Below are 13,337 nucleotides of genomic sequence, written 5' to 3'. Positions count from 1 at the left end.
GCCCGAGCTGCACATTCGCTCGCACCCCAAGGCGAAGTACGAGGCCACCGCCGGCGTGCTCGCCTCGGCCCAGCGCAATGGCCTCAACAAGCTGGGCATCGTGGGCACCGAGCAGTTCGTCAACTGACCGCCGCCCCGCACGACAAGTTGGTCTTCATGTTTCTTCCAAGGAAACTGACTTTCCCCCGCGCCTTCGGGCCGGGGGCTTTTCTTCCCCGGGCGCGCGGCACCGCACGCGCCCTGCTCGCGGCGGGCCTGTGCGCCGGCGCCACCTTCGCCGCCGCCCAGTCGCCCGAGCCGCTGAAGCTGCGCGCCGAGGTGGCGGTGCCGCTGCAGCAGGCGCAGGAGGCCCTGCGCGCCAACACCCCCGCCCCCGCGCTGGCCGCAGCGCAGAAGGCGCTGGCCGTGCCCGCGCTCACCGCGCAGGAGCGCCAGGTCTCGCTGCGCGTGCTCGCCGCGGCGGCCCATGCCGCGCGTGACTGGCCCGTGGCCACCGGCGCCTTGAAGGAGCTGCTGGCCCTGCCCGGCCTCCCGGAGCGTGACCGCACGGTCATGACCGAGACCCTGCTGCAGGCCCTGTGGCAGCAGCAGGACCATGCCGCCTTCGCCGCCACCGCCCGCGCCCACCTGCAGGCGGGCGCCCAGAACCCGGCTGTCTTCACGCTGCTGCTGCGCGCCCTCGCGGCGCAGGGCGACGATGCCGGCGTGGTGCGCGAGGCCCGCGCCCGCCTGGAGCGGCTGCAGGCCGCCGGCACCCCGCCCGCCGACACCGACCTGGTGCTGCTCGCCCAGGCCCTGCATCGCCTCCAGGACGCCTCCGGCTACGCCGACGCGCTGGTCCTGCTGGTGACGCACCACCCCCGGCCCGAGCGCTGGAACGAGGCGATCCGCCGCGTCGCCGACCTGCCCGGCTTCAGCTCGCGCCTGGACCTCGACATCCACCGCCTGCTGGACAAGGTCGGCCAGCTCGCCGAGGCCGACCTGCCGCACTTCGTGGCCGCCGCCGACAAGGCCGGCCTGCCCTGCGAGGCGCGGCGCGTCCTGCCCGCCGGCCCGGCGCGCGAGGCGATGCAGAAAAAGTGCGACGCCGAGCGCGCGCAGCTGCCCGCGCTGGCGCAGTCCGCCCGCGACGCCAACGCGCTCAAGTCGCTCGCCGACGTGCAGGCCTCGCAGCAGGACTGGCAAGCCGCCGCCGCCAGCTACGCCCGCGCCGCCGCGGCCGGCGGCGCGCGGCGCCCCGACGAACTTCGCCTGCACCACGGCATCGCGCTGCTGCAGGCCGGCGACAAGGAAGCCGCCCGCGCGCAGCTGGCGCAGGTGCAGGGCGACGACGGCGCCCGCCGCGTGGCACGCCTGTGGCTGGCGCTGGCGCGCTGAGATCACCCCCAGAAGAACGACCCAAGAAGCAAGGCATGTTCAAGTACTTCCCCACCAACTACGTCTGGAATCTCTCGGTCGACCTGGCCATCGAGATGGGCGCGCGCATCGGCGAGATCGAGGAGATGTGCGCCCCGCTGCAGGAAGCGGCCAAGGCGCCCGACGCCGCCGGCACCCAGGCCTTCCGCGACACCTGGTCGAAGATGGGCGACAAGCTCGTCTCGCTGGCGCGCGAGGACGAGGCCGCCGGCCGCGGGCTGTCCGCCGGCGAGAAATACAACCGCGCCGCGACCTACTACCTCACCTGCGAGCGCCTGCAGGCCCATGGCGCGCCCGGCCGCGCCGAGCTGTACCAGCGCTTCCTCGATGCCTTCGCCAAGGGCATCACCCTGTCGCGCGAGAACTGCGAGCGGGTGACCATTCCCTACGAGGGCAAGGAACTCTCCGCCCTCTACGTGCGCGCCGAGGGCGTGCAGGGCCCGGCCCCGCTGCTGGTGCAGGTCAACGGGCTGGACTCGACCAAGGAGATGAAGTACCGCGTGGGCCTGCCCGCCTGGCTGGCCCGGCGCGGCGTGTCCTCCCTGGTGGTGGACCAGCCCGGCACCGGCGAGGCCCTGCGCCTGCACGGCCTGACCGCGCGCTTCGACAGCGAGCACTGGGCCAGCCGCGTCGTCGACTGGCTGGAGACCCGCCCCGAGGTCGATGCGAAGCGCATCGGCATGGAAGGCGTCTCCCTGGGCGGCTACTACTGCCCGCGCGCGGTGGCCTTCGAGCCGCGCTTCGCCTGCGGCGTGGTCTGGGGCGCCAACCACGACTGGCGCGACGTGCAGAAGCGCCGCCTCGAGAAGGAAGGCAACTTCCCGGTGCCGCACTACTGGGCGCACGTGCGCTGGGTGTGGGGCGCAAAGGACATGGACGACTTCATGCGCATCGCCGAGAACGTGCACCTCGATGGCGTCCTGGACCGCATCCGGGTGCCCTTCCTGGTCACGCACGGCCAGAAGGACTCGCAGATCCCGCTGAAGTGGGCCGAGCGCACCTATGAACAGCTGGTGAACAGCCCCCGCCGCGAACTCAAGGTGTTCGACGAGCGCACCGGCGGCGTGCAGCACTCCAGCTTCGACAACAGCATCAACGCCGGCCACTACATCGCCGACTGGGTCGCCGACGTGCTCGGCGGCCGCACCGTCTGAACTCCAGGAACCCCCACCACCATGAACATCATCGGACCTGACGAACTCGTCTTCGGCGTCGACGACCTCGCCGCCTGCGCCCAGTACCTCACCGACTACGGCCTCACGCCCGCGGGCGAAGGCCGCTTCGAGGCCGAGGACGGCACCGCCATCGTGCTGCGCGCCAAGGACGACGCCAGCCTGCCGCCCCCGCTGGGCACGGCCAGCATGCTGCGCAAGACCACCTACGGCTGCGCCGACCAGGCCACCGTGGACGCCATCGCCGCCGAACTGCGCCGCGACCGCGAGGTGCGCCAGCTGCCCGGCGGCGCCATCGAGGCGCAGGACGACATGGGCTTCGTGCTCGGCTTCCAGGTCACCGTGCGCCGCGCCATCCGCCTGCCGGCCGAGACCATCAACGCCCCCGGCGCCCCGGCGCAGCGCAAGCCCAACGAAGTGGCGGTCGACGAGCACGCGGCGGCCAGGCCGCGCACGCTCTCGCATGTCGTCTACTTCGTGCCCGACGAGGCCAAGGCCAAGGCCTTCTACGAGCAGCGCCTGGGCTTCCGCGAGACCGACCGCCTGCTCGGCGCCGGCGGCTTCCTGCGGCCCGCCGGCACGCAGGACCACCACACCCTGTTCATGATCCAGACCCCGCCCTTCATGAAAGGCTGCGAGCACTTCACCTTCCACATGGGCGGCCCCACCGCACTGATGCAGGCCGGCACGCGCTTCGTCGCCAAGGGCTACGAGTCCTTCTGGGGCCCGGGCCGCCACAAGATGGGAAGCAACTGGTTCTGGTACTTCAACAGCCCCCTGGGCTGCCATGTCGAGTACGACGCCGACATGGACCTGCACGACGACGCCTGGACCGCGCGCGCCGTCCCCATGAGCGCCGACGCCTCGCAGCTGTTCCTGTTCCAGGCGCGCGAGAAGTGGGCGCCGGGCGGCCCGCCCCCCGGCGCCGGCAAGGCCCCGCACTGAGACGCCACCGCACGATGACGGCGCCCCAGCCCCTGTGCCGACGGGACGACATCCCCGACGGCGCCGCCCGCGGTTTCGACCCCGCGGGCACCGGGCATGACACGCTGTTCATCGTGCGCCGCGGCGCGGACCTGCGGGCCTGGGAGGACTGGTGCCCGCACTGGCGCACCGGGCCCATGGCCTGGCGCAAGGACGCCTACCTCAGCGCCGACGGCGCGCACATCGTCTGCAGCGCGCATGGCGCGCGCTTCGACATCGCCACCGGCGAGTGCGTGCTCGGCGCCTGCCTGGGCGACCGGCTGCGGCCGGTGGCCCTGACCTGCGACGGCGACGGGCAGGTCTTCCTCGAGCCGCATCCACGACACAACGACAAGGAAACCGAGACATGAACCTCGCCGACAAGAAGATCCTCATCATCGGAGGCGGCTTCTCCGGCATGTCCGCCGCCATCGAGCTGCGCAAGCGCGGCGCGCAGGTCGACCTCGTGGAGATCGACGCCGGCTGGCGCTCCTACGGCGCCGGCATCAGCCTGGGCGGCGCGACCTTCCGCGCCTTCCGCCAGCTCGGCATCCTCGACCGCTTCCTGAAGGAGGGCGCGGCCGCCGACGGTGTGAACCTGTACCTCCCGCACGGCCAGCAGATCGGCCAGATCCCGACCCCGCGCATCGCCGGTCCCGACGTGCCGGGCAGCGGCGGCATCATGCGCCCGGTGCTGGCCAAGATCCTGGCCGACGCCACCCGCGCCAGCGGCGCGAACGTGCGCCTGGGCTGCACCTTCACCGCCATCCGCCAGGACGCCGAGGGCGTGGAGGCCACCTTCACCGACGGCACCTCCGGCCGCTACGACCTGCTCATTGGCGCCGACGGCCTGTTCTCCAAGGTGCGCGAGGCGGTGTTCCCCGACGCGCCCAAGCCCCGCTACAGCGGCCAGGCCGTCTGGCGCGCGGTGCTGCCGCGCCCCGCCGAGGTCACCTGCGCGCGCATGTGGATGGGGCCCAAGGTCAAGCCCGGCGTGAACATCGTCTCGGCCAGCCAGATGTACCTGTTCGTCACCGAGCACCGGCCGGACAACGCGTGGGTCGACCCCAAGGACTTCCCGCGCCTGCTCAAGGCCCTGCTCGCCGACTTCAGCGACCCGCTGGTGAAGTGGATCCACGACCAGATCGACGACACCTCGCAGATCGTCTTCCGCCCGCTGGAGGGCCTGCTAGTGCCGCAGCCCTGGCACCAGGGCCGGGTGGTCATGGTCGGCGACACGGTGCACGCCACCACGCCGCACATGGCCTCGGGCGCCTGCATCGGCATCGAGGACGCGCTGGTGCTGGCCGAGGAACTGGAGAAGGCCGCCGGCCTGGACGCCGGCGTGCAGGCCTTCGAGGCGCGCCGTTGGGAGCGCGTGCGCATGGTGGTCGAGAACTCGGCCCGCCTGGGCGAGATCGAGATGGCCGACGGCGACAAGGCCGAACACGCCGACATCATGAAGCGCACCATGATCGCGCTGGCGCAGCCGATCTGAGCCATGGAGGACCGTCTGCCCCCGATCCACCGCGTGGTCACCGGCCACGACGGCAACGGCAAGGCCATCCTCGCCAGCCACGGCGCGCTGCCCACCGTGGAGCGCATCGCGGCCATCCCCGGCACCGTGTTCCACGAAGTCTGGAGCACCCAGGGCGCGCCCTGCCCGGTGGACAACGGCCCCGACCCCACCCTCGGCCCGCTGCGCCTGCCGCCGCCGAAGGGGGGCACCCGCATCCGCTTCGTCGACATCCCGCCCGACACCGAGGAATTCCTGGCCCAGGGCGCGCAGCGCATGGGCGAGGCCTTCCGCCAGATCGGCGACGCCGCCGCCTCCACCGTGCGCGCCGACTCGCCGCACCCGCTGATGCACCGCACCGAGTCGGTGGACTACGGCATCGTGATCGAGGGCGAGATGACGCTGGTGCTGGACGATTCCGAAGTGCTGCTCACGCCGGGCAGCGTCGTCGTGCAGCGCGGCACCAACCATGCCTGGGCCAACCGCTCGGGCCGCGTGTGCCGCATGCTGTTCGTGCTGGTGGACGGCCGCTACGACCCTTCCATCGCCGAGGCCCTGGCCGCGCGCGGCGCGGGGCACTGAGCATGGCCGCAGGCTCGTCGCCGGCCGCGTCGCCCTCGCCGTCGCTGTTCGACCTCAGCGGCCAGGTGGCCCTGGTCACCGGCGCCGGCAGCGGCCTGGGCCTGGCCATCGCGCTGGCGATGGCGGACCACGGCGCCGATGTCGTGGCCGCCGGCCTCGCGGGCGACGAACTCGAACAGGCGGCCAGCCAATGCCGCGCGCGCGGGCGCCGCGCCATGGCCCTGCCCTGCGACCTCGCGCAACCCGGCGCGGGCCGCGAACTCGCCCGGCGTGCGCTCGCGGCGTTCGGCCGCATCGACACCCTGGTGTGCAACGCCGGCATCCAGGGCCCCGCGGGCCCGCTCGGCGCCGTCGGCGACGACGACTGGGACCGCGTGATGGCGGTCAACCTGCGCAGCGCCTGGGAGCTCTCGTCCGCCCTCGCCCAGGCCATGGCCGAACGCGGTTCGGGCAGCCTGATCTTCATGGCCAGCATCGCCGCGCTGCGGGGCAACCGGGCCATCGGCCTGTACGGCATGAGCAAGGCCGCCCTCGCGCAGCTGGCCCGCAACCTCGCGGTGGAGTGGGGGCCCCGGGGCGTGCGCGCCAACGCGATCGCGCCCGGCCTGGTGCGCACGCCGCTGGCGCAGGGCCTCCTGGCCGACGCGGCGTTCATGGCCCGGCGCCTTGCCGCCACCCCGCTGCGCCGCGTCGGCGAGCCCGAGGAAATCGCCGGCGTCGCGGTCATGCTCGCCGGCCGCGCGGGCGGCTTCATCACCGGCCAGGTGCTGGTGGCCGATGGCGGCACCCTCGTGAGCGACGGCGGCTGACCCGCTCCAGGAGACTCGCGTGAACCATGTGATCGTCACCGGCGCGGCCGGCTTCATCGGCCAGGTGCTGGTGCAGCACCTGCTGCAGCACGGCCTGGGCGGCCGCCCCGTCGACGCGATCACCGCGGTCGACCTCCACTTCGCGGCCCCGGCCACCGACCCGCGCGTCGAGCAGGTCGCCGGCGCCATCGACGCCGCCGCCACGCGCGACCGGGCGCTGGCCCGGCCGGCGCGGGCCGTGTTCCACCTCGCCAGCCTCCCCAGCGGCGCGGGCGAGAGCGACTACGCCGCCGGCCGCCGCGTCAACCTCGACGCCACCCTGGCCCTGCTGGAGGCGCTGGGCCAGGCCGGCTGGCCGCAGCCCGCGCGCTTCGTCTACGCCAGCTCGATCGCGGTCTACGGCGAGTCGCTGCCGGCGCAGGTCGACGAGTCCACCCCCACTGCCCCCGCCCTGACTTACGGCACGCACAAGCTCGCCTGCGAGCTCCTGGTGGCCGACGCCACCCGCCGCGGCTGGGTGGAGGGCTGCTCGCTGCGCCTGCCCGGCGTGGTGGCGCGGCCCGAGTCGCGCGCCGGGCTGCTGTCGGCCTTCATGAGCGACATCTTCTGGCGCATTGCGCGCGGCGAGCCCTGCACCGTGCCGGTACGCGAGGACGGCCGGGCCTGGTGGATTTCCGCGCGGACCTGCGCCGCCAACCTGGCCCATGCCGCCACGCTGGAGCCGGCCGCCCTGCGGCCCACGCGCAGCTACCCCATGCCCGCGCTGTGGCTGTCGGTCGGCGAGGTGGTCGGCGCGCTCGCCGGCCGCTTCGGCGCGCAGGCCGCGGCCGGCATCCGCTACGAGCCGCAGCCGCTGGTGCAGCGGCTGTTCGCCGAGTACCCGCCGCTGGCCACGCCGCTGGCGCAGGCCCTGGGCCTGCGGCATGACGGCGACGTCGACGGCCTGATCAAGAACGTCCTGGGTCCATGAGCACTCCCCTGTTCCCCCGCCTGCTGGGCGACATCGGCGGCACCCATGCGCGCTTCGCCTGGCAGGCCGCGCCCGGCGAGGCGCCGCGCGACGTCCGCGTGCTGCCCTGCGCCGCCTACCCCGGCCTGGAGGAGGCCGTGCGCGACTACCTCGCGCAATCCGGGCACGCCATGCCACCGGCCTTCGGCATGGGCATCGCCACGCCGGTGCTGGGCGATGCGTTGCGCATGACCAACCATGCATGGTCCTTCTCCATCCGCGCGCTGCGCCAGCGCCTGGGCCTGGAGCGCTTCACCGTGGTCAACGACTTCACCGCCCTCGCCCTGGCCCTGCCCGCACTGGCGGCGGACCAGATGGTGCAGGTCGGCGGCCTGGCCCCCGCGCCCGGTGCGCGGGATTCGTCCGGTGCGGCCCCTGCGCCCGGTGCGCAGCGCGCCCCGCTGGCCCTGCTCGGCCCCGGCACCGGCCTGGGCGTCTCCGGCCTGGTGCCGGTGGGCGAGTCGGGGTGGCAGGCGATCGCCGGCGAGGGCGGCCACGTCACCCTGGCCGCGGCCGACGCGCTCGAGTTCGCGGTGATCGAGCGGCTGCGGGCGCGGCACGGCCATGTCTCCGCCGAGCGCGTGCTCTCGGGCCCCGGCCTCGCGGACCTGCACCGGGCGCTGCGCGAGGTCCGCGGCGAACCGCAGGACGCCCATGCGCACGCCCCCCTGGACGCCGCCGCCATTTCCCGCCGCGCGCTGGAGGACGGCGACGCCCGCTGCCTGCAGACGCTGGACCTGTTCGCCGGCTTCCTCGGCGGCGTCGCCGGCAACCTCGCGCTCACGCTGGGCGCGCGGGGCGGCGTGTACCTCGGCGGCGGCATCGTGCCGCGCTGGCTCGGCTGGTTCGAGGGCTCGCCCTTCCGCCAGCGCTTCGAGGCCAAGGGCCGCTTCGCCGCCTACCTGCAAGACGTGCCGGTGTGGGTCCTCCGCGCCGGCGACTCCCCCGCCCTCCTCGGCGCCTCGCGCGCCCTCGACGACTGACCCTGCCACCTCCCATGAAACTCGCCACCCTCAAGAGCCCGCACAAGGACGGCCGCCTGGTCGTCGTCTCCCGCGACCTGCGCCACGCCGCCGATGCCGGCGCCATCGCCCCCAGCCTGCTCGCCGCGCTGGAGGACTGGGACCGCTGCGCGCCCGCGCTGGACGCCCTCTACCGGCAGCTGAACGAAGGCGCGCTCGCCGGCGCCTTCGCCTTCGACCCCACGCAGGCCGCCGCGCCGCTGCCGCGCGCGCCGCAGTGGTGCGACGGCTCGGCCTTCCTGAACCACGGCACGCTGATGGACACCGCCTTCAACATGCCCCCGATCCCGGACCGCGAGACCATCCCGCTGATGTACCAGGGCGGCAGCGACGACCTGCTCGGCCCCCACGACGACCTGCCCCTGCCCGACGAGGCCCACGGCATCGACTTCGAGGGCGAGTTCGGCGTGATCGTGGGCGAGGTGCCGCTGGGCTGCCCGGCCGCGCGGGCCCTGGACCATGTGCGCCTGCTGGTGCAGATCAACGACGTCAGCCTGCGCAGCTTCGGCCCGCGCGAGATGCGCACCGGCTTCGGCTTCTTCCACGCCAAGCCCTCCACCAGCTTCGCCCCGGTGGCGGTGACGCCCGACGAGATCGGCGAGGCCTGGGCGGACGGGCGCGTCCGGCTGGACCTGGAGGTGGACCACAACGGCCGGCGCTTCGGCCATCCCAATGGCGGGGAAATGAGCTTCGGCTTCCACGACCTCATCGCCCATGCCGCCAAGACCCGCCGCCTGCGCGCCGGCACCCTGATCGGCTCCGGCACCGTGTCCAACGCCGGCGACACCCGCGGCTCGGCCTGCATCGCCGAGCGCCGCGCCATCGAGGTCATCGCCAGCGGCCAGGCGAGCACGCCCTACATGAAGTTCGGCGACCGCGTGCGCATGGAGGCCCGCTGGCAGGGCCGGCCGGTCTTCGGCGCGATCGACCAGCGCGTGGTGCAGGCCCCCGCGCCGTACTGAGAAACACCTGGAGGAACCGCCCCATGCCCCGCTTCGTCGACCTGTCCATCTATCTCGAGAACGACGTGCTCTCCGACCCGCCCCCGCTGGCGCCGAAGATCACCTACCAGACCCATGCCGACACGGTGCCCGAGTTCCTGGCCATGCTGCCCGGCACCAAGGCCGAGGACTTCCCCGATGGCGAGGCCGCGGCCGCCGAGTGGGTCACCCTGACCACGCACAACGGCACGCACCTGGACGCGCCCTGGCACTTCCACTCCACCATGGACGGCAAGCTCGGCGAGGCCAAGCCCTCCATCACCATCGACGAGGTGCCGCTGGAGTGGTGCTTCCAGCCGGGCGTGAAGCTGGACTTCCGCGACAAGCCCGATGGCTATGTCTGCACCGCCGCCGACGTGGAGGCGGAGCTCAAGCGCATCGGCCACACGCTCAGGCCGCTGGAGATCGTGGTGGTCAACACCCGCGCCGGCTCGCGCTACGGGCAGAAGGACTACCTGGGCGCGGGCTGCGGCATGGGCTACGAGGCCACCATGTACCTGCTGGAGCGCGGCGTGCGCCTGACCGGCACCGACGCCTGGAGCTGGGACGCGCCGTTCTCGTACACCGCGAAACGCATCGCCGAGACCGGCGACACCTCCCTGATCTGGGAAGGCCACAAGGCCGGCCGCGACATCGGCTACTGCCACCTGGAGAAGCTGCACAACCTCGAGGCCCTGCCGCCCACCGGCTTCACCATCAGCTGCTTCCCGCACAAGATCCGCGGCGCCTCGGCCGGCTGGACCCGGGCGGTGGCGATCTTCCAGGACTGATCGCCATGCGCCGCCTGCTGGCCCTCGCCGCCGCCTTCCTGTGTGCCGCGGCAAGCGCGCAGGCACCGCGCCCCGAACCGATCGAGACCGGCCCCGGCATCGCCGTCGCGCGCACCACCACGGGACAGGTGCAGGGCTTCCGCCAGGGCCCGGTGCAGGTGTTCCGCGGCATCCCGTATGCGCGCGCCCAGCGCTTCATGGCGCCGCAGCCCGCGGCGCCATGGCAAGGCGTGCGCCGCACGCTGGCCTACGGCAAGGTCTGCCCGGTGGGCGACCCGGAGCCGGCCTTCGAGGAGCTGCGCTTCATCGCCCAGCACACCTGGGGCGAGCAGGACGAGGACTGCCTGAACCTCAATGTGTGGGCACCGGCGGCGCCCGCCGCGACGCCGCGCCCGGTGATGGTCTGGTTCCACGGCGGCGCCTTCAGCGTGGGCTCCTCGCGCGAGTCGGCCACCTACGACGGCGGCGCCCTCGCCGCGCGGGGCGACGTGGTGGTGGTCACCGTCAACCACCGGCTCAACGTGCTGGGCTTCCTGGACCTGTCGGACCACGGCCCCGGGTTCGCCGACGCGGCCAACGCCGGCCTGCTGGACCTGGTGGCGGCGCTGCGATGGGTGCGCGCCAACGCCGCGGCCTTCGGCGGCGATGCGGGCAATGTCACGATCTTCGGCGAGTCGGGCGGCGCGGCCAAGGCCTACGCGCTGATGTCCGCCCCCGCCGCGAAGGGCCTGTTCCACAAGGCCATCCTGCAAAGCAACTACCGCAGCAGCTTCCTGCCCCGGGACACCAGCCGGCGCGTGGCCGGGGCGGTGCTGGCGAAGCTGGGCCTGGACGCCTCACGCGCCAGCGAGCTGCGGCGGCTGCCGTATTCGCGCCTGAAGGCGGCGGCCGATGCGGCGATGCGCGACCTCGACCGCGCGCTGCGGGCCGAGGGCGCCTACCGCGACCCCCTGCCCTTCTCCTGGATGCCCACCATCGACGGCCGCTTCCTGCCCTGGCAGCTGGGGCATCCCGAGGCGGTGGCGCTGTCGGCGCAGGTGCCGGTGATCGTGGGCTCCACGCTCAACGAGTTCGCCCTGGCGCAGCGGCCGCGCGAGTTGCGCGGCGCAACGCCGGCGGTGGTGGAGGCGTTCCTGCGCGATCGCCACGGCGAGCGCTGGCCCGAGGTCCTCGCGGCTTTCCGCGCGGCCTACCCCGAGGCCGCGCCCGCGGACCTGCTGGACCTGGACACCGACTTCCGCGCCGCGGCGCTGGAGATCGCGCGGCGCCGCGCGCAGGCGGGCGCCGCGCCGACCTATGTGTACCTGTTCACGTGGGCCTCGCCGGTGCTGGGCGGCTTCTTCAAGTCATCCCACGCGATGGACCTGGCTTTCACCTTCGACAACGTGCACCGGGCGGTGGAGGCCACCGGCGGGAGCGAGGCGGCGTACCGTCTCGCCGGCCGCATGGCCGGGGCCTGGGCGCGCTTCGCGCACACCGGCCGGCCGGCCGCCCCGGGCTGGCCGGACTGGCCCGCCTTCTCGGGGCCGGGTGGCGCGACGATGCGCCTGGACGATGCGGCGCACGTCCAGCAGGCGCATGACCACCGCCTGATGGACCTGCTGCGGACACCCTCGCCGCGCCCTTGACACAGCCCCTCAGGAGAGCCGCCTGGCACCCGCTCGGGCGGCGGCTTGCGCGCAGCCTTCGACGCGATCCAGGCCGTGCGCGACCAGCCCACCGACGACCACGGCGTGGCCACCGTCACCGCCGACCTGGGGGGACTGCCCGGGCCGAACACCTGAAGCCTCAGGCCGACTCCCGCATCACCAGCATGTGCTGCAGCTTCTCCGAGGCCGGCTGGCCGCCCGCCAGGCGCTGCATCAGCAGCTCCGCGGCGCGGGTGCCGAGCTCGTGCATCGGCTGCGCGATGGTGGTCAGGCTCGGCTCGAACACCTCGGACAGCGGGATGTTGTCGAAGCCGACCACCGCGATGTCCTGCGGCACCCGCAGGCCGGCGCGACGGAAGGCCTTGATGGCGCCGATGGCCAGCGTGTCCGACACCGCGAACACCGCGGTCGGCGGCTCGGGCAGGGCCAGCAGGCCGCCGGCGGCTTCCATGCCGCAGTTGTAGTCGGTGCCGCGCGCCACCCGGATGTACGCCGGCTTCACCTCCAGCCCCGCGCGCGCCAGCGCCTGCTCGTAGCCCGCGTGCCGCTGCTGCGCCCAGGTGTTGTCCTCCTGCGCGGAGAGCAGCGCGATGCGCCGGTGGCCGCGGTTGATCAGGAACTGCACCGCGTCGATCGCGGCCTGCTGGTGGTCGATGCTGACGCAGGGCACGTCGGCGTCAGGCAGGAATTCGGAGCAGGCGATCCACGGGAAGCCCCGCTGCGCGAGCGCCTCCGGCATCGGCTCGTGGGCCATGCTGATGACGCCGTCCACCATGCCCTCGTACACCGACTCCAGCGAGGACTGCGGCCCCGACAGCACGATCTTGTAGCCCTCGCGCAGGGTGACGGCCTCGATGCCGTTCACGATCCCGGCGAAGAAGGGGTTGGCGAAGTCCGGCACCAGCACCAGCACCAGCCGGCTGCGCCCGCTCATGAGGCTGCGCGCGAAGGGATTCGCCCGGTAACCCAGGCGGGCCACCGCCGCCTCCACGCGCTGGCGGGTCTGCGGGCTCACCGGCTTGCTGCCATTGAGCACGCGCGAGACCGTGGCGATGGACACGCCCGCCAGTTCGGCCACCTCGGAGATCGACACCGCCCCCGGCGCCGGCGCGGGCGCGGGCGGTGCGGCGGCGCGTGGCGGCGCGGTAGGGCGTGGCGGCGGCATGGATCCCCTTGTGGGAAAATATTTTCCCAAGTGTAAGGCACGTTTTCCCGGCCGCCGACCCCGGGTCAACCCGTACCCGGAACCGCATGTTTTCCCTCTGTGAATGCGTGGTATTCACCGAATCAATGCAAGCGGATTGCAAAAAGCCAACAGACCTCGCATAAACCCTTAGAAGGGCGTTGAGGAAAGCGCTTACCTTTGCACCGTCGCCCTCCAAGGCGCACACGGACCTGTATTCCAAACCCTGCCGCCGCTGAGGCAGT

At 73.3% G+C, this 13,337-nt stretch carries 13 protein-coding genes; 12 read left to right on the top strand and 1 reads right to left on the bottom strand.

What is annotated here, in order from left to right; all coding sequences use genetic code 11:
* Nucleotides 1–156: 156 nt before the first annotated feature.
* From ACFQZY_RS11625 to ACFQZY_RS11570, 12 genes are read left to right on the top strand one after another with little or no spacing between them, the layout of a single operon-like run.
* Complete coding sequence (locus tag ACFQZY_RS11625) at nt 157–1,377, top strand: hypothetical protein (RefSeq protein WP_377415861.1); 1,221 nt, start codon at nt 157–159, stop codon at nt 1,375–1,377.
* 35 nt (nt 1,378–1,412) lie between these two features.
* Nucleotides 1,413–2,570 (top strand): alpha/beta hydrolase family protein, encoded by a 1,158-nt coding sequence (locus tag ACFQZY_RS11620; protein ID WP_377415859.1) that lies wholly within the window; start codon nt 1,413–1,415, stop codon nt 2,568–2,570.
* A gap of 21 nt (nt 2,571–2,591) precedes the next feature.
* On the top strand, nt 2,592–3,533 hold the full coding sequence (locus ACFQZY_RS11615; RefSeq protein WP_377415857.1) for a VOC family protein: 942 nt from the start codon (nt 2,592–2,594) through the stop codon (nt 3,531–3,533).
* A gap of 14 nt (nt 3,534–3,547) precedes the next feature.
* The gene (locus ACFQZY_RS11610) at nt 3,548–3,922 is read left to right on the top strand and encodes a Rieske (2Fe-2S) protein (protein WP_377415855.1); all 375 of its coding nucleotides are present in this window, start codon (nt 3,548–3,550) and stop codon (nt 3,920–3,922) included.
* Complete coding sequence (locus ACFQZY_RS11605) at nt 3,919–5,049, top strand: FAD-dependent oxidoreductase (RefSeq protein WP_377415853.1); 1,131 nt, start codon at nt 3,919–3,921, stop codon at nt 5,047–5,049. Before ACFQZY_RS11610 ends, ACFQZY_RS11605 begins: the two co-directional genes overlap by 4 nt.
* A 3-nt stretch (nt 5,050–5,052) precedes the next feature.
* On the top strand, nt 5,053–5,649 hold the full coding sequence (locus tag ACFQZY_RS11600; RefSeq protein ID WP_377415851.1) for a cupin domain-containing protein: 597 nt from the start codon (nt 5,053–5,055) through the stop codon (nt 5,647–5,649).
* A gap of 2 nt (nt 5,650–5,651) precedes the next feature.
* Nucleotides 5,652–6,458, top strand: a complete 807-nt coding sequence (locus tag ACFQZY_RS11595; protein WP_377415849.1) for an SDR family NAD(P)-dependent oxidoreductase — start codon at nt 5,652–5,654, stop codon at nt 6,456–6,458.
* A gap of 19 nt (nt 6,459–6,477) precedes the next feature.
* Entirely contained in the window at nt 6,478–7,428 is a 951-nt protein-coding gene (locus ACFQZY_RS11590) for an NAD-dependent epimerase/dehydratase family protein (protein ID WP_377415847.1), read from the top strand.
* Nucleotides 7,425–8,450 (top strand): glucokinase, encoded by a 1,026-nt coding sequence (gene glk / locus ACFQZY_RS11585; RefSeq protein WP_377415845.1) that lies wholly within the window; start codon nt 7,425–7,427, stop codon nt 8,448–8,450. Before ACFQZY_RS11590 ends, glk begins: the two co-directional genes overlap by 4 nt.
* 14 nt (nt 8,451–8,464) lie before the next feature.
* Nucleotides 8,465–9,451: a fumarylacetoacetate hydrolase family protein gene (locus ACFQZY_RS11580; RefSeq protein WP_377415843.1), complete on the top strand. Its 987-nt coding sequence runs from the start codon at nt 8,465–8,467 to the stop codon at nt 9,449–9,451.
* 23 nt (nt 9,452–9,474) lie between these two features.
* Nucleotides 9,475–10,260, top strand: coding sequence for a cyclase family protein (locus ACFQZY_RS11575; protein WP_377415841.1), 786 nt, complete (start codon nt 9,475–9,477; stop codon nt 10,258–10,260).
* Between the two features lie 5 nt (nt 10,261–10,265).
* Nucleotides 10,266–11,888 carry a carboxylesterase/lipase family protein gene (locus ACFQZY_RS11570; RefSeq protein ID WP_377415839.1) on the top strand — a complete coding sequence of 541 codons (1,623 nt, stop codon included), beginning with the start codon at nt 10,266–10,268 and terminating at the stop codon, nt 11,886–11,888.
* A gap of 160 nt (nt 11,889–12,048) precedes the next feature.
* On the opposite strand, the gene ACFQZY_RS11565 is transcribed toward ACFQZY_RS11570, so the two are convergent.
* The gene (locus ACFQZY_RS11565) at nt 12,049–13,074 is read right to left on the bottom strand and encodes a LacI family DNA-binding transcriptional regulator (RefSeq protein ID WP_377415837.1); all 1,026 of its coding nucleotides are present in this window, start codon (nt 13,072–13,074) and stop codon (nt 12,049–12,051) included.
* Between the last annotated feature and the right edge of the window lie 263 nt (nt 13,075–13,337).

This window comes from Ramlibacter sp. GCM10027632, assembly GCF_042675325.1.
GTDB lineage: Bacteria > Pseudomonadota > Gammaproteobacteria > Burkholderiales > Burkholderiaceae_C > Ramlibacter.
This window is presented reverse-complemented; position numbering and strand designations above follow the sequence as displayed.

Bases quoted from the DNA above. Each gene is read 5' to 3' on its own strand.
- ACFQZY_RS11600 (WP_377415851.1), top strand. From the start codon at position 5,053: ATGGAGGACCGTCTGCCCCCGATCCACCGCGTGGTCACCGGCCACGAC.
- glk (WP_377415845.1), top strand. From the start codon at position 7,425: ATGAGCACTCCCCTGTTCCCCCGCCTGCTGGGCGACATCGGCGGCACC.
- ACFQZY_RS11565 (WP_377415837.1), bottom strand. From the start codon at position 13,074: ATGCCGCCGCCACGCCCTACCGCGCCGCCACGCGCCGCCGCACCGCCC.
- ACFQZY_RS11580 (WP_377415843.1), top strand. From the start codon at position 8,465: ATGAAACTCGCCACCCTCAAGAGCCCGCACAAGGACGGCCGCCTGGTC.
- ACFQZY_RS11620 (WP_377415859.1), top strand. From the start codon at position 1,413: ATGTTCAAGTACTTCCCCACCAACTACGTCTGGAATCTCTCGGTCGAC.
- ACFQZY_RS11625 (WP_377415861.1), top strand. From the start codon at position 157: ATGTTTCTTCCAAGGAAACTGACTTTCCCCCGCGCCTTCGGGCCGGGG.
- ACFQZY_RS11610 (WP_377415855.1), top strand. From the start codon at position 3,548: ATGACGGCGCCCCAGCCCCTGTGCCGACGGGACGACATCCCCGACGGC.
- ACFQZY_RS11570 (WP_377415839.1), top strand. From the start codon at position 10,266: ATGCGCCGCCTGCTGGCCCTCGCCGCCGCCTTCCTGTGTGCCGCGGCA.
- ACFQZY_RS11615 (WP_377415857.1), top strand. From the start codon at position 2,592: ATGAACATCATCGGACCTGACGAACTCGTCTTCGGCGTCGACGACCTC.
- ACFQZY_RS11595 (WP_377415849.1), top strand. From the start codon at position 5,652: ATGGCCGCAGGCTCGTCGCCGGCCGCGTCGCCCTCGCCGTCGCTGTTC.
- ACFQZY_RS11575 (WP_377415841.1), top strand. From the start codon at position 9,475: ATGCCCCGCTTCGTCGACCTGTCCATCTATCTCGAGAACGACGTGCTC.
- ACFQZY_RS11605 (WP_377415853.1), top strand. From the start codon at position 3,919: ATGAACCTCGCCGACAAGAAGATCCTCATCATCGGAGGCGGCTTCTCC.